The following is a 16,626-nucleotide window of genomic DNA, read 5'->3' on the forward strand; positions in this document are numbered from 1 at the left end:
AAAAGCGTGCAGGAAGTAACCCTGGATATGGCTCCAGGCATGCATTTGATCGTCAAACGATGCTTTCCTTATGCACACAAGGTAGTAGATCGTTTTCATGTACAGCAACTGGCTACAGAGGCGGTACAGGAAATAAGAATAAAGTACCGGTGGCAGGAGTTAGATGAAGAAAATGAACAGATAGCGCGATCAAAAAAACTTCAACAGACCTATATCCCACAATTATTGCCAAACGGTGACTCTCCAAAACAACTGCTAGCCCGAAGCCGGTACCTTTTATTTAAACAAGCAAATGCCTGGACCGACAGTCAAAAGCATCGTGCTGCTATCATGTTCGAAAGGTATCCGGAGCTAAAAAAGGCATATGACATCTCAATGAATCTATCCTCAATCTTCAAAATCTGTACTTCAAAAGAACAAGCCTTCAAACGGTTGGCGCTCTGGTACAATGATGTAGAAGACTGCGGAATCGCTTCCTTCAGAACCGTGGTAAGAACCATTCAAAGCTATTATTTGGATATCCTCAACTACTTCAACAATCGAAGCACAAATGCCTCAGCAGAATCTTTCAATGCGAAAATCAAAGCCTTCAGAGCTTCTGCCAGAGGTGTCCGAGACATTAATTTTTTCCTCTTCAGACTCGCAAAAATCTATGCTTGACAAAATTATCCCCCAAGAATTAAACTTGATCCCAAATACCCCGGGACCCGGGCAAAAAAAAACTGCCGTGAAGGCAGTTCATTTTGTTGAGTCAAATGTGTTTCAGGCGTTTGCCATATCTGGTATAAATTCAACCTTATATGCTCCGGCATCCAGTTTTTGCTTTGTCTCGTCAAAAGCCTCTAAAGTCTTTTCAATGTCCTCAGCTGTGTGTGCAGCAGTAGGAATGAGACGGTAGATAATATGCCCTTTTGGTATCACCGGGTACACTACGATCGAACAGAAAATATTATAGTTTTCACGCAGATCCATTACCATAGCAGTGGCTTCTTCCACGCCGCCATTCATATAAACTGGCGTCACGGGTGAATCGGTTTTTCCGATATTGAATCCCCGCTCTTTAAGACCAGACTGTAACGATTTTACGTTCTGCCAGAGTTTCTCACGAAGACCGGGCTCTGTTCTTAATAGTTCAAGGCGTTTGAGATTACCCAATACGATTGGCATGGGAAGACTCTTGGCGAAGATCTGTGAGCGGATATTATAGCGGATAAAATCGATTATCGTTTTGGGCCCTGAAAGGAATGCACCGATTGATGCCATTGATTTTGCGAAAGTAGAAAAATACAGGTCGATATCATCCTGAACGCCCTGCTCTTCGCCGGCACCCGCACCTGTTTTACCAAGTGTTCCGAACCCATGAGCATCGTCGACCAATAAACGGAACTGGTACTTTGATTTCAGGGCTGCTATCTCTTTTAATTTACCCTGGTCGCCGGCCATTCCGAATACACCTTCTGTAATAACCAGGATACCTCCTGCATTTTGCTTTTCAATAAGTGTGGTGGCCCGCTGAAGCTGTCTTTCAAAGTCGGCCATATCGTTATGCTTATATACATAACGATGGCCGGGATGAAGGCGCAGACCGTCTATGATACAAGCGTGGCTTTCCGCATCATACACCACTACATCGTGCCGGCTGCAGATTACGTCGATAATGCTTGACATACCCTGGTAACCGAAGTTTAACAATATTGTATCTTCTTTTGATTCGAATTCTGAAAGTTCTTTTTCAAGTTGTTCGTGATGGTTGGAATTTCCGCTCATCATCCTTGCGCCCATGGGAGTTGCAAGACCGAATTTAGCTGCTGCATCAGCATCAGCCTTTCTAACCTCGGGATGATTAGCGAGGCCAAGATAATTATTCAGGCTCCAGACGATCTTTTCTTTTCCCCGGAAATTCATCCTGCTGCCGATGGGGCCTTCAAGTTTCGGGAAAGCAAAATAACCATGAGCTCTTTCACGATGTTGCCCAATCGGGCCATAATTTTTCAGAAGCCTGTCAAAAATATCTGCCATATGTATTGGTTTGATAAGAAAACAAAATCTGTTTTGAGATAGATTAAATTCACGCAAAGGTAATGGATTTGGTACTTGCGCCGGATTGAAGGGGTTTAAGTTTTCCTACATTTGTCGAAAATTGTTCAACCTGATGAAGAAGCTACTACTGGTTCCCACTCTCTCTTTTGTTATTTCCTTAACATTTGCTCAAACAAAATCCGCCCCTGCCACTACTGCTGCTACAAAACTACGTCCCAAACTGGTTGTAGGCATCGTAGTTGACCAGATGCGTTGGGATTATCTTTATCGTTATTATGACCGCTATGCCGCAAACGGGGCATTCAAAAAGTTTTTGAACCAGGGTTTTAGCTGTGAGAATGCGCTTATTCCTTATACACCGACCATCACAGCATGTGGCCATACCTGCATTTATACCGGGAGTGTTCCGGCTATACATGGTATCACAGGCAATGGCTGGTGGGACCGCGAAATGAGCCGCTCCGTTTACTGTACAGAAGATAAAGACGTTAAAACGGTTGGCGCAACCGGTAACGCCGGCGAGATGAGTCCCAGAAATATGCTCGTTACATCGATAGCCGATGAATTGAAACTTGCAACAAATTTTCGCAGTAAGGTAATAGGTATTGCGATTAAGGATCGGGGAGCTATTCTCCCGGCGGGACATTCAGCAGATGCGGCTTACTGGTATGATGGACGAACCGGAAACTTTGTCACTTCTACCTGGTATATGAATGAAGAACCAGACTGGGTGAAAGCATTTAATGGCCGTAAACTGATGAACGGATATTATGAGAAAGGCTGGAACACACTGTATCCCATAAATTCCTACGTGCAAAGTACGAAAGACGATAATGTTTATGAAGGGAAACCTTTCGGAGCTGAGCAAAAGGGTTTTCCTTATGACCTTAAAAAATTCGTGGATAAATCATATGGAGTTGTTTCAAGCACTCCTTATGGAAATACGCTCACTATTGAAATGGCTAAGGCTGCCATCGAGAATGAAAAGATGGGTGCCGACCAGGTTACTGATTTGCTCGCGATAAGTTTTTCAACTCCTGATTACATAGGCCATACATTTGGGCCGAATTCTATAGAGGTAGAAGATAACTATCTGCGTCTTGATAAGGAGATGGGTGAATTTTTTACCTACCTTGATTCGAAGGTTGGAAAAGGGGAGTACCTGGTGTTTCTTTCAGCTGATCACGGTGTTTCGCATGTTCCGGGTTTTAATAAAGAAAATAAATTACCGGGCGGGGTGATCCCGGATGAAAAGTGGAACAGGGAGATCAATGATGGACTTAAGAGTCAGTTCGGTGCTGACAAATTGGTGGTCACCAATACCAACTACCAGGTGCATCTGAATAACAGGCTTATAGATTCCATGAAACTCGACAGGGAGCCCATAAAGAAATGGATCATTGGTTATCTTAACAGGCAACCGGAAATTTCCCGGGCGTTTGACCTCGAGGACGTTGCCGGTACTACCTTGAATGCAAAAATAAAAGAGATGGTGAGCAATGGATACTATCCGAAAAGGGGAGGCGATATCCAGATGATCCTTCAGCCGGGTTATATTGATGGCGGAGCTACCGGTACTACGCATGGTAGCTGGAATCCCTATGATGCCCGCGTTCCGATGTTGTTTTATGGATGGAAGGTAAAACCAGGCAAACTGAACCGGGAAACGCATATGACAGACATTGCACCAACAATCTCCGCGCTCCTGAAAATTCAGAATCCAAGCGGTAATGTAGGACAGGCGGTTGAAGAAGTACTCAGATAGACTTTCGTATATATTTCGGTGTGCCCGTACATTTCTACGGAATAAGTTTGATCATGCAGCCGTTGACCCGGATTTCCCGTCTGGATCAACGGCTGTCCCACTTTTTACACCAGTGGGAGTTAAATTGAACTGTCTCTCGATACATTTGTTTCCATTATATCTAACTGCTAACTTAAAAAATCAAATATGTCAATGAAGTCGATTTTTGCAATGCTGGTCCTGATTACGGTCGGGACGGTTTCGGCGCAGGTGGGCCAGGTGAATACGGCCGACAAATTGCCGCTCGATAGCAAGGTGACCATAGGTAAACTGGAAAACGGCTTAACCTATTATATCAGGCCCAATCCCCGACCGGAAAAAAAGGTTGAACTCCGCCTCGTCGTTAATACCGGATCCGTGCTGGAAGATGATTCTCAGCAGGGGCTGGCGCATATGGCCGAACACATGGCATTCAATGGGACAAAAAATTATAAGAAAAACGAGATCATATCATTTCTTCAATCAATCGGTGTGGGATTCGGAAATGATCTGAATGCATATACCAGTTTTGACGAAACGGTATATATATTGCCGATCCCGACAGACAAACCGGGCAATCTTGAAAAAGGTTTTGATATCCTGGAAGACTGGGCCCATAATGTCACCTATTTGGATGAGGATATTGATGCCGAAAGAGCCATCATCCTCGAAGAAAGGCGTCTCGGGAAAGGTGCAAATGACAGGATGATGCGGAAGATCTATCCCCAGTTATTTGCGGGTTCAAAGTATGGCCAGCGTATCCCCATCGGACAGGAAGATATAATCAAAAACTTCAAGTATGATGAGATCCGGCGTTTTTATAAAGAGTGGTACCGTCCGGATCTTATGGCGGTAATTGTAGTGGGTGATATCACCAAAGAGAAAGCGCTTGAGCTGGTTAAAAAACATTTCGCTGCACTAACAAATCCTCCTAACCCACGTCCACGTGTAAACGTAGAATTGCCACCGTATACTTCAAGTTCTGCCGCCGTAGTTACAGATAAGGAGGCAACCAACTACCAGCTGGCGATCAATTATCCCGCATTCAAGGCAAACGAGAAAACAACCGTAGGTGACTACCGGAAGGACCTGGTTCAAAACATCTTCACAACACTCATGAACCAGCGCCTCCAGGAAATCACTCAAAAAGAAAATCCACCCTTCCTTTTCGGCGCAGTTGATTTTGGATCTTATGCCCGTGGATATGACCAGTTCAGTGTTTATGCCGGAACCGGTACGGGTGACCTGCAAAAAGGTCTCAGCGCCCTGACGGCAGAGATTGAGCGGGTTAAACGTTTTGGATTTACTGCTCCGGAGCTGGAGCGTGCAAAAAAAACAATGCTGACGAATTACGAGCGAGCCTGGAACAACAGGGATAAAACAGAATCATCAAATTATGTAGACGAATATGTAAGTCATTTCCTGCAACAGGAACCTACTCCTGGAATTGATAAGGAATTTGAATACGTAAAGGCATTATTGCCCGGCATTAAGCTGGAAGAAGTAAATGCGGTTACTAGCGTATTTAAAGATGAAAAAAACAAGTTCGTTTTCGCTATCGGCCCCGATCCCAAAGCAGATCAAAAATTACCATCCGAGTCCGAACTGCTGACAGTAATTGATAATGGCAGTAAGCTCGAACTTACAGCTTATGAAGAAAAGGCAGTGGCCGCTGATCTTCTGACAACAATGCCAACCGCCGGTAAAATTGTAAGCAGTACCAAAGACGCGCTTCTGGGTACCACGGAAATGAAACTCAGCAATGGCATTACTGTGACGCTGAAGCCAACGGATTTTAAGAATGACCAGATCCTGATGGCTGCAACCAGGCCAGGGGGTAAAAACAATTATGGTCTGAAGGATAAATACAATGCGGAATATGCAGTCCCTGTTGTGAATGCAATGGGTGTGGGGGAATTCTCACCGACAGATCTTAAAAAGGCTCTTGCCGGTAAATCAATTACGGTTAGTCCGAGCTTTGGTGCTCTTTCAGACGGCCTCCGTGGCAGTTCTTCAGTAAAGGACCTGGAAACAATGTTCCAGTTAACCAATCTATATCTTACTCAACCCCGCAAGGATACTGCTCTGTTCAGGTCATATGTTCAACGTAACAAATCTCAATACGCGATGCTTGGATCAAATCCACAAGCTGCGTTTATTGATACCATGTATAAGGTGATGTATGCAAACAATGAACTCGCACCCGTGGCCGTTCCGAAGTCCGATTATTTCGATAAGATTGATCTCGACAGATCCCTCGCCATCTATAAAGAACGATTTGGAGACGCCACCGGAATGCACTTTGTTTTTGTAGGCAGTTTTAAGGAAGCTGACATCAAACCACTTATAGAAAAATACATTGCGAGCCTCCCGGTAAGTGGTAAAAAGTTCAGCTTCGTTGACAACAAAGTAAGACCTGTCGCGGGTACTAAAAAGTTGAATTTTAGTAAAGGTAAAGAGCAGAAGAGCCTGATCCTCGCAATTTATAGCGGAGAGATTCCTTATAGCGAAGAGCTGGATCTGAAATTACAGGCAATGAGTGAGGTGCTTAATATCCGGATCATTGAAGAACTCCGCGAAAAAGTGCAGGGTATATATGGAGGTGGATCTTTTGCAGCCCTGGAGAAGGCGCCTTACTCAAACTATTCTTTTATGTTGCAGTTGCCATGTGGCCCTGAGAAAGTTGACACATTACTAAAAGCGGTTAACAACGAGTTCAGGCAGATTGCAGATCAGGGTCCTACTCAATCTTACCTTGATAAGGTGAAGCAGCAATGGAAGGAGCAATACCGTACGAGTATGAAAGAAAACGGAACATGGCTGAGTAATCTTATTGAACTAAAAGAGAAAAAAGGTGATCCCAAACGTTTCGTAAACTACGAGCAATTTGTAGATAAACTGACGGTGAAGGATGTTCAGGAAGCCGCAAAGCTTGTGTTTAACGGGAAAAATCAATTCATAGCCGTTCTTATGCCGGAATCAGTTGCTCCACCTGCAGGTGAACCGAAAAAAGCGTTCTGACAAGAGTATAATTAACAGGAAGCAAAACATAACTGCTTTCATTGTTCAACCACCTCAATCTGTTAAGCCTATGCTCTGAAATAATGAGCATAGGCTTTTGTTTTAATGGGGGGATTTGGTACTGGTCTTTCTACAGCGTTACAATTTGACAACGAGTCCATCAGGGTCGTTGCGACCCAACCCTGCTGATTCAGAACGGGTGACCAGTGCCCCGCGATGGTTGTAAATGATTACATAGTTATATACAAGGGTTGTGAACACCTCCGGTGCGGCCTTTATGGTGGTGCTGATATTCTGACCAGGACGATGTGTGAACTCATATAAATTGTTATTGGTGACGATGGTGTCCCATAACGTTTGGCTCGAGTTCTCAGCAAGGTTAAGCCTTGTAATGGAGAGTCTTAGTTTCAAGGAAATGTTCTTCGAAGTTTCTTCATCAAACTGGTTGGCTGGTGTGATGTTAAACTGAAAGTTTCTCTCAATGGTAACCGGCTTACCAGGCGATATTGAACCTTCACTTTTTGAGCATCCCATAACGATTGTTGCGATAAGGAAACTGATGAGGACGGCTTTACAAAAATTTCTGGGTGACAGCATTGACTGCTGTACAATCTGGTTCATTGTATGATGGCTTAGGTAAAAGGTTTAATGACTAATGGCATTTCAGTAGTGCCACACAAATATAGACTCAACATATTCCCACTACAATCGCATATTTGTGTGGAATTGCTCACCGAAAACAGGGATTTGATTTGGATGAGTCACACAAAATTGTAAAAGCAGCTTAAGAGGGTAGGACTTGCTGTCGTGGTTTCCGTTCGCGAACAGCAACAAGAATGAGAGGTTTCCCCAAATTCATAAAGAAAAGATAAAGTGTAATCGATTTGAGGCGGGGAGTTGTGACTTAGTGATTATAAGGAACATATGGCATGTTAATTGAAATTGCGTTAGCCAAATAATGTTCTCACTAACCAACAATTCCTCAATTAAAACAACAATTATGACCAGAAAGATCCTGACGTCGCTCGCACTTGCATCGATGGTACTGTTTATGAATTCATGTAAGAAAGACGATGATGATGGCCCCGTTGAGCCGTCTAACTATATGGTCGTTCACGCTGCAACAGGAGCCCCATCTGTTGAATTGTACCTCGATGATGCAAAAGCAAGTGCTTCAGCCATAGCTTTCGGCAGCAACTCGGCTTATGCTACGACTCCGCCGAAGCAGTATAATGTAAAACTTGCCGGGGTTAACACCATCAATGCTTTGGCTGAAACTTCTATCAATATGAATGCTGGTCGTTCATATTCCATTTACGCTTATGATACTTTGCTTAGTAACAAATTGAAAGTGTTCACCCTGGACGATGATCTGTCTGCTCCTGCTACCGGGAAAGCCAAGGTCAGGTTTTTACATCTTAGTCCAAACACAACTGTGAACAAAATCGCCGTAGATCTGGCCGCAAACAATACCGTTATATTTCCAAACCGGACATACGCTGATGTAACCACTGACGCAAGCAAGGCCGCTTTTGTAAGTGTTGATGCCGGAAGTTATGTAGTTAACGTAAGACTTGCTGGTACAAATGTATCTGTTCTTAGCGTTCCCGGCGTTGTTGTAGAGGCTGGAAAGATTTACACCATTGTTGCGAAAGGTATACTGGGCAGGGGAGGTTCAAATGAACTTTCAGCGCAGTTAATTGTCAATAAATAAAAAAAGAGGCCCTGTAGGCCGAAGCGTACAGGGCTATGATCTTTATATAGGATCTCGAATACAGTTAGACTGAATAATCTATCTAAAGGATGACACCACAAAGATAGTCACATACAGCTAGCTTTGAACAGTTTGAGACATTCATTTCTGTGAACAAAAACTCCCGCTCAACATTTCGATGAGCGGGAGTTTTTATTATGTGATTTCTACGAATTGGCTTCGTGTTTTTACTATGCATTCCGGTTGATGCAGTTCAAATCTTCAAATGCTACTTCCAATCTCTTGATAAAATTTTCCTCTCCTTTACGTAACCAAACCCGCGGATCATAATATTTCTTGTTTGGTTTGCCTTGTCCTTCAGGATTTCCCAATTGAGCTTGCAGATAGGCTTCGTTCTTTTTGTAATAATCCTTTACACCTTCCCAGAATGCCCACTGCATATCCGTATCGATGTTCATTTTTATTGCTCCATATCCCAGCGCCTCACGGATCTGATTTTGCGGAGAACCGCTACCACCGTGGAACACGAAGTATACGGGCTTAGGCTGGGTCTTCAGTTCTTTCTCAATGTACACCTGGCTGTTCCTGAGTATGTCTGGGCGAAGTTCAACATTACCCGGACTGTACACACCATGTACATTTCCAAAGGCTGCAGCAACAGTAAACAATTTACCAACTTTGCTCAGCTCGGTATAAGCGTAAGCCACATGCTCTGGTTGAGTATATAACTTGTCATTTTCAACACCACTGTTATCAACGCCATCTTCCTCTCCACCTGTAACACCGAGTTCAATCTCGATGCTCATGCCGAGTGGCGCCATCCGTTTGTAAAACTCAACTGAGGTATGTATATTTTCTTCAATTGGCTCTTCTGAAAGGTCAAGCATATGAGAGCTGTAAAGCGGCTGGCCTTTCTCTTTAAAATATTGTTCACCAGCGTCAATCAGGGCACTTATCCAGGGGAGCCACTTCTTGGCTGCATGGTCGGTATGCAACACCACGGGAACACCATAGTGTTGAGCAACGGTGTGTATATGCAGTGCGCCGGAAATTGCGCCGGAAATGTTTGCCTGGAGTTTATCATTTGGCATTCCTTTGCCAGCATAAAACTGAGCCCCACCATTCGAGAACTGTATAATAACCGGTGAATTCACTTTGGCTGCAGTTTCAAGGACGGCGTTGATGGTATCGGTACCGGTTACGTTCACTGCTGGTAACGCGAATTGATTGTCTTTCGCATCGTTATACAATGTTTCCAATTCTTTACCGAACAATACCCCGGGTCTGTATTTTTTCATGCTTTAAAAATCTTTTACTGTGTTATTAAGATGTTTAGTAATAAGTCAGGCGCGAAGGTAAGTAATCTGCATGGCAAAAAATCAAGCGGCAATGTGATTGTTCTGTCGGCGGACGGCTGAAAACGGGAGGATTTTTGGCGCTTAGTCTCCAAACCGGCTTTGAATCTTTGGTATTAGCAAAAGATTCTTACGCAGCGTTTGTTTCAGGTTCATTTTAACGATCTCACCCATGGAATGACATCTTTTGAATCCCGGGTTTTTTTCATCATAAAACTGGTATAGCTCTTCTTTTAACTGGTTGACTTTTTCAGGAGTTGATATTGTGTCGACGGTCATGATGTCAAGCAGGGCCTTGATCCGGTATCTTGCAGAGGCGAGCCTGAAGGCAACCAGCGTTCTTTCTTCGGTCTGGTACTGTTCGATGGAGTCTTTGTTCAATAACCTGAGACTGAGATCAACCAACGCAAGGTTCTCTTTGAAAAACTGTGGCATGTACAAATTTTTCCGGCCCTCAAAAGATTGCTGGTCAAAATCGATACTGCGGATCCGGTATTGGAAATCTTCGATATCAGGTGTTATATCAACCACGAAATTATAGCTACGCATGTCGCCAAGCAGTCGTACAAAACAACGCTCGTTAAACTTTACGAATTCCTTGGCAAGGCGGATCTTGTTGGCCACCCCATCATTAAGGTATTGTTTGATAAAAAGATCTCCTGGGATACCAGCTATATGTTCTTCTACAAGGGTACCAAGGTGTGTGAAAAACGTAATCCGGTTTGGAGACAGCATATGTTCCAGCTCGAGTCCATAAACTCTCGATGCATCCGCTACCTTGATATAATAGTGATCGTAATTGTCATTGAATTTATTAACGATCCTTATCCTGAATGGATGTGAATTGCCAAAGGTGCAATAGTCGATCCTGGCAACATCAAGATGTTTGGTGAAACTGTAATCACCTTCCGTTTTTAATATAGCATATATGTTAACCAGTCCCTCACGTATGAAGTCCCACTCTCTTTTATCATAGATTACCTTTTCCCAAAAAGTATCATTACCGTTTTTATCCATGATGGGAACCGAATATGTATAGTGAAGGAGGTCCCTGTAAGCGACCGGCAGCCTGACTTCCCGCCCATGGTATTTGAGATAGCCGCGCAAAGCATCGTTCACCGGGAACATCGGCTTTTTCCTGGACGGCTTATCATTTGGTTCCTGCGGCATGATGCAATTTATTGATTAATGTCTGGAAATAAGATGGTGACATCGTCAGCCTGCTGCCGTACCATGAAAACATTTCACCGTCTACCAGCTCCACGATTGAATCCGGGAATGCGGATGCCAGATCCACCTGGTGTTTTTGCGTAAACGGGTAGGGCTCGGTTGATAGAAAAATAACATTGCAGTTTGCGGATGTTATTTCCTCAGTAGTAATTACAGGATACCTTGATTGACTCTTAAAAACGTTTTCAAAACCGCAAACCTCTATCATGCTGTGTATAAAAGTGTTGTTGCCTGCAACAATGAAAGGGTCCTGCCAGATAAGATAACAAACCCGCAATTTTTTATGCCCGGTGGCGGTTATCTCTGAAGAAAAGGATTGCATTGTTTCGGGTGCCTGGATGGACTGCTGCAGCATCCCGAATGAACTACGAATGTCGCTGATGATCTTTTGACCCCTACCCGTTGTTGCTGTGATCTTGCTGATCTGATCAATCATTTGTAAAGCTTCCTCCAGGTTGGAGACATCACTCAGCCATACGGGAAAAGATCCGGCGAGCGCTTCAATATCTCCTTTCCTGTTTTCTTCTTTGTTGCCAATGATGAGATCGGGCTGGAGCTGATGTATAAGTTTGTGATCCGGGTTTTTTGTGCCGCCGATCCTTTTTTTAGACCGGAACCAGTGATCAGGATGAATGCAGAATTTGGTAATCCCGATAACGGATTCGTCAAGGCCAAGATCAGCTAATAATTCAGTTTGTGATGGAACGAGGGAAATGATTTTAGTCGGGGGAGACTCGATATGAACGGAGCGGTTTGCCTGGTCAGTGAAAAAAGGCATGTTTTTTAGCGGAAGATAAGCTGAAAAAAACGTGATCCACAGAATCCGCAATTACCTCCTGCTAAAACAGATTTAGCAGGAGGGTACTGGATAAATTAAATGCGGTTTTAATAAAGGACTTGGATAACGAGTAAAGGTTTCTTCATTCAGGAATACTGGGTTTTTAACAGGTTGTTCAAACCATGGATGGTTAAGCCAGGGCTAAGATGTTGACATCTTACAGGATAAGGATCGCTCATCATAATTAAATGATGAAGGGCATCTAAGGATTTGGACGGTTAATCAAGGATACGGTCAAAAACTAATCTTTCTAAGGATACGGACGGTTAATCAGGGATACGGTCAAAAACTAATCTTTCTAAGGATACCGACGGTTAGTCAAGGATACGGTCAAAAACTAATCTTTCTAAGGATACGGATGTCGATAGATCCCGCTCGTGCGGGAGGTTAATCAGGGATACGGTCAAAAACTAATCTTTCTTAGGATAAGGATGTCGATAGATCCCGCTCGTGCGGGAGGTTAATCAGTTTGTTCTCTGAGATAAGCTTTGGTGTTTAGGATTGGTTTTTCGGACAAGGCTTAATCTTAGTTTGGTTTTCAAGGCAATGCCTGGATCTTAAGGGTTGGTTTTTCGGTCCCGTAAGTAGGAGTGCTTTGAGTGTTTGGTTTTTGTTTCGGTTTTTCTAGCATGGCCTGGATCTTAAGTGGTTAGGACTAGGTTTGGTTTTTAGGTTTTTTAAGGATACGGACTACTAAAAACGGACTCGGAAAAATCAAAAAAAAAGAAGTTGACTGATACTGGATTCGTTGGTTTTGGACGGATATTGGATACCTGGTTTCTCTTTGGATACTGGACGATTGATAAAAGCTATCAATCAACTTCTACATCAAAAGTATAAAGACAAGGCAATGTGCACAAGAGCAGTTCTGCTCTATTTAAATTGTATGGTTTTTACTGCGAAAATCGTAAGTATGCAAGACGGGCATGTAGAAAGCACGAAGAGGTCATCGTAACTCTACTAAAAAAGCGCGGGTAGTTGAGGAAAAGGGCTAATATGCTTGATTTGAATCAAGCCATTTTCATGCCAAACTGTGGATAACCCGATTTGAATTAGTTACTGACCGCCTGGATCACATCATATTTTGTAACGATGTGGAAACTACCCGTGTCATCTTTTCCAAGAACTGCTCCGTTCTCTTTATTTATCAGTGCGCTGATTCTTTCCAGAGTAGTGTCAAATGAAATTATCGGGTAAGCTGGCTCGAGTACTTCTGTAACTTTTCGGTTTTTGATGTCCTGTCCGTCAATCATCATTTTTGTAAACAAACCTCCCTCACTGATTGCGCCCACGGGCTCACCGTTATCACTACTAAGAACGGGTATGTTTTCAACATTGTATTTCTGCATAAGCTCGAACGCTTCACTCACAGTCTGCTCGCCTGTTACTGTAATAAGTTTTTGAGTGCCCCTGGTGCTGATGATATCTTTAAATGTCTTTACATCGAGGAAGCCCCGCTCAATCATCCACTGATCGTTGTATATTTTACCTACATAACGACTGCCATGATCATGAAAGATCACAACAACTAGGTCATCTTTTTTCAGCTTTTCTTTTAATTGCATTAATCCCTGCAGGCAGCTGCCGGCACTGTAGCCACAGAACAAACCTTCTTCGCGGGCTATCCGCCTGGCCATTACCGCACCGTCTTTATCTGTCACCTGCTCAAAGTGGTCAATCACACTCATGTCATAATTCTGCGGAACAAAATCTTCACCGAATCCTTCGGAAAAATAAGGGTGAACTTCATTCATATCTTCTTCACCCGTTCTATAATATTTGGTGAGCAATGAGCCGAATACATCAATTGCCCAAACCTGGATATCAGGATTTTTTTCTTTAAGATACATTCCTACACCGGTGACAGTGCCACCTGTGCCCGCGGTACAAACAAGATGCGTGATCTTTCCATCCGTTTGTTTCCAGATCTCAGGGCCGGTGCTTTCATAATGTGCCAGCCGGTTGGCCAGGTTGTCATACTGGTTACAGTAAAAAGAGTTTGGTATTTCCGTAGCCAGTCTTTTCGAAACGGAATAATAACTCCGCGGATCATCAGGTTCAACATTGGTTGGACAAACAATTACTTCCGCACCTACAGCTTTCAGGATGTCCATTTTTTCCTTGGACTGCTTATCTGTAGTTGCAAAGATGCACTTGTAACCTTTCACAATAGCAGCAAGAGCAAGTCCCATTCCCGTATTACCCGATGTGCCTTCTATAATGGTACCGCCGGGCTTTAACTTACCTTCTTTCTCCGCAACCTCGATCATTTTCAATGCCATACGGTCCTTGATCGAATTGCCGGGGTTGAAATAGTCAACCTTGGCCAACACTGTGCAGGGAAGATTTTTTGTGATCTTATTGAGCCTGATCATTGGGGTGTTGCCGATTGTTTCCAGTATGTTGTTCTTGATATCCATTACTACTATTTGTTCTGCAAAGGTAAGGTTTTGGCTTACAATGGCTGGTGAACTAAACAAACACTCCGAACTTTAACGATATTCATCGCGGCGTCCGAAGAATGAGATAGGAAGCCGTGATCATGATGCAGAGGCGCGGGACCACTTATAAGGCCGTCGTGAAGCACGCTGCCAGCAGGATTCAGAAAGATGTGACTAATGAGACCAGGGCTTGAGATCGAAACGGAAACTTGCTGTACCCTGCGTTTATGGATGGCCGGGAGTGTGCCCGGTTATAGACAAAAAGAGGCAGGTGGTCGATTATGGATCATGACCCGCGCGCTAATCCTCATCTTTGATGAACAAACCGATTATGGTTTGTAAAAAAAAATGCTGACATGACAAAAACGCTCAGGTTATCTTTTCACCTGTTGATCTGGACCATTTTTTACCTGGTTATGCTGACCCTGGTCGACAGCCTCCTCGAGACCGTCGGTATGGGGAATTTATTAAATATGAGATTGATCTCGGAGATCGCGCTCATGTTATTATTGTCGCTGGTAATTCCTTTCTATATTTTCTATTTTCTGTGGCAGGCAGGGTCCACAAAAAGGACAAGAGGGTGGTTCATGATATCAGGCGGACTAACGATCATACTTCTGCCATTTCTTTATGTACTGCTGGATGATGAACCACTCACTGTAACCCTATATTTCAAGCTGCTGGTCCTCGTGATATTCTTCTCCCTGCTTGGATACTTGTTTCGTGGTTTTTTGTATGGGCTCAAATTAAAAGGTGAAAAGGAAACACTACAGCAACAATTGCTTCAGACAGAGCTGGCGCTCCTGAAAGGCCGCATAAGTCCACACTTCTTATTTAACACCCTTAATAATATTGATGCACTAATAAAGATTGATCCGGACGAAGCTTCGCGTTCCCTGATTTCCATGTCAGAGATCATGAGGTACATGATATATGATACCAAAGACAATATGGTTCCGTTAAAACAGGAGCTCAACTATCTCGAAAGCCTCCTGGCCCTTTACAACCTGAGGTTTAAAAGACAGGGGCAGATTAAATTTAATGTAACCGGCGAACCGCTACATTACCAGTTGCCACCAATGCTTTTGATACCCATTGCTGAAAATGCCTTTAAACATCATAGTAATAAACATAGCCAGGAGGGAGTGACGATAGATGTTGCTATTACCGAAAAAGAACTCATAATGAAGAGTAGAAATGCCTATGATCCCGGCGCAAAAATTCCGGAATCATCAGGACTTGGACTTCAAACCCTTAAACGGAGGCTTGATCTGTTGTTTCCAGGTAAGTATACAATGGAAGTAAGCCATTCATCTTCTATCTTTAACACAAAGCTGGTTATTCCGCTAATCCCGGTCGACGGCGGGATCCGGGACATGCAATTAACCGGAATATCCCCCGGCAGATAGCAAGACATATTTTATGATCCGCTGTATTATTATAGAAGACGAACACCTGGCCGCTGCAAAATTGAAGGATTTTGCAGGCAAGATGGATTTATTGTCACTGCAACAGGTATTTGACAACGGAGCTGATGCCATCAGCTATCTGACCAATACTGAGACCGATCTCATCTTCCTGGATATATGTATGCCCGACCTGGACGGTATACAGGTGTTGCAGGCTTTGCAGCACCCTCCCAAGGTGATCATTACATCTGCCGAGAGCAGCTATGCGCTCAAAGGATACGAATACAATGTATCAGATTACCTGCTTAAGCCGTTCGGATTTGATCGTTTTGTAAAAGCAGTAACCAAAGTGGCTGACGAGCTTGCTGCTAAAAAACAAACACATTCGGCTGCCCCTTACATTTTTGTTAAGACTGAGTACCGTAGTGAAAGAATCGATCTCGATGAGATAAAGTATATCGAGGGAATGAAAGACTATCTCTCCATTGTTCTCGGAAAAAGAAAAGTGATGACACTTATGTCTTTCAATGAGATTCTGCAGCTCTTACCTTCTTCCCGGTTCCTGAGGGTTCACAAATCTTTTGTTGTGGCGCTAGACAAAATCCGCAGTATCGAAAAAAACCGCATCAGGATCGATGAAGAGCTCATACCCCTCAGTGATACCTACCGCGATTCGTTCCTCAACTTTCTAAAAAACCAAAAAAATATGATCTGAATGGTATTGAGCAGAAATACGCTCTCCATTCCCCGCATGACCTCCTGAATCTCAATGCCTACGAACTATTAACGAAACAA

General features: G+C 43.5%; 12 protein-coding genes. 6 read left to right on the plus strand and 6 right to left on the minus strand.

The window, feature by feature from the left end:
• Positions 1 to 660, plus strand: a 660-nt coding sequence (locus ACX0G7_RS16550) for an ISAon1 family transposase (protein ID WP_458924618.1), incomplete at its 5' end; no start/stop codon positions are given.
• Between the two features lie 102 nt (positions 661 to 762).
• On the opposite strand, the gene ACX0G7_RS16555 is transcribed toward ACX0G7_RS16550, so the two are convergent.
• Positions 763 to 2,019 carry an aminotransferase class I/II-fold pyridoxal phosphate-dependent enzyme gene (locus ACX0G7_RS16555; RefSeq protein WP_458924619.1) on the minus strand — a complete coding sequence of 419 codons (1,257 nt, stop codon included), beginning with the start codon at positions 2,017 to 2,019 and terminating at the stop codon, positions 763 to 765.
• A gap of 133 nt (positions 2,020 to 2,152) precedes the next feature.
• Here ACX0G7_RS16555 and pafA point away from each other — a divergent pair, with 133 nt between their 5' ends.
• Together pafA and ACX0G7_RS16565 are read left to right on the plus strand one after the other, a co-directional pair.
• Positions 2,153 to 3,805 carry an alkaline phosphatase PafA gene (gene pafA / locus ACX0G7_RS16560; RefSeq protein ID WP_458924620.1) on the plus strand — a complete coding sequence of 551 codons (1,653 nt, stop codon included), beginning with the start codon at positions 2,153 to 2,155 and terminating at the stop codon, positions 3,803 to 3,805.
• A gap of 192 nt (positions 3,806 to 3,997) precedes the next feature.
• Positions 3,998 to 6,844 (plus strand): M16 family metallopeptidase, encoded by a 2,847-nt coding sequence (locus ACX0G7_RS16565; RefSeq protein ID WP_458924621.1) that lies wholly within the window; start codon positions 3,998 to 4,000, stop codon positions 6,842 to 6,844.
• Between the two features lie 138 nt (positions 6,845 to 6,982).
• Here the strand turns inward: ACX0G7_RS16565 and ACX0G7_RS16570 are convergent, their stop codons facing one another.
• Positions 6,983 to 7,465 (minus strand): hypothetical protein, encoded by a 483-nt coding sequence (locus ACX0G7_RS16570; protein WP_458924622.1) that lies wholly within the window; start codon positions 7,463 to 7,465, stop codon positions 6,983 to 6,985.
• 379 nt (positions 7,466 to 7,844) lie between these two features.
• Here ACX0G7_RS16570 and ACX0G7_RS16575 point away from each other — a divergent pair, with 379 nt between their 5' ends.
• Complete coding sequence (locus tag ACX0G7_RS16575) at positions 7,845 to 8,558, plus strand: DUF4397 domain-containing protein (protein WP_458924623.1); 714 nt, start codon at positions 7,845 to 7,847, stop codon at positions 8,556 to 8,558.
• A gap of 230 nt (positions 8,559 to 8,788) precedes the next feature.
• Here ACX0G7_RS16575 and fbaA read toward each other — a convergent pair whose 3' ends face one another.
• The 4 genes from fbaA to ACX0G7_RS16595 all read right to left on the minus strand — a co-directional run bounded on the left by fbaA (position 8,789) and on the right by ACX0G7_RS16595 (position 14,401).
• Positions 8,789 to 9,856 carry a class II fructose-bisphosphate aldolase gene (gene fbaA / locus ACX0G7_RS16580; protein ID WP_458924624.1) on the minus strand — a complete coding sequence of 356 codons (1,068 nt, stop codon included), beginning with the start codon at positions 9,854 to 9,856 and terminating at the stop codon, positions 8,789 to 8,791.
• Between the two features lie 141 nt (positions 9,857 to 9,997).
• Positions 9,998 to 11,083: a hypothetical protein gene (locus ACX0G7_RS16585; protein ID WP_458924625.1), complete on the minus strand. Its 1,086-nt coding sequence runs from the start codon at positions 11,081 to 11,083 to the stop codon at positions 9,998 to 10,000.
• On the minus strand, positions 11,064 to 11,921 hold the full coding sequence (locus tag ACX0G7_RS16590) for a helical backbone metal receptor (RefSeq protein ID WP_458924626.1): 858 nt from the start codon (positions 11,919 to 11,921) through the stop codon (positions 11,064 to 11,066). The genes ACX0G7_RS16585 and ACX0G7_RS16590 overlap by 20 nt, the downstream gene beginning before the upstream one ends.
• Before the next feature lie 1,112 nt (positions 11,922 to 13,033).
• Positions 13,034 to 14,401 carry a pyridoxal-phosphate dependent enzyme gene (locus tag ACX0G7_RS16595; RefSeq protein ID WP_458924627.1) on the minus strand — a complete coding sequence of 456 codons (1,368 nt, stop codon included), beginning with the start codon at positions 14,399 to 14,401 and terminating at the stop codon, positions 13,034 to 13,036.
• 377 nt (positions 14,402 to 14,778) lie between these two features.
• Here ACX0G7_RS16595 and ACX0G7_RS16600 point away from each other — a divergent pair, with 377 nt between their 5' ends.
• Both ACX0G7_RS16600 and ACX0G7_RS16605 read left to right on the plus strand, forming a co-directional pair.
• Positions 14,779 to 15,831: a sensor histidine kinase gene (locus ACX0G7_RS16600; RefSeq protein WP_458924628.1), complete on the plus strand. Its 1,053-nt coding sequence runs from the start codon at positions 14,779 to 14,781 to the stop codon at positions 15,829 to 15,831.
• 13 nt (positions 15,832 to 15,844) lie between these two features.
• Positions 15,845 to 16,546: a LytR/AlgR family response regulator transcription factor gene (locus tag ACX0G7_RS16605; protein ID WP_458924629.1), complete on the plus strand. Its 702-nt coding sequence runs from the start codon at positions 15,845 to 15,847 to the stop codon at positions 16,544 to 16,546.
• Positions 16,547 to 16,626: the final 80 nt, after the last annotated feature.

Source organism: Flavitalea antarctica (genome assembly GCF_054461535.1).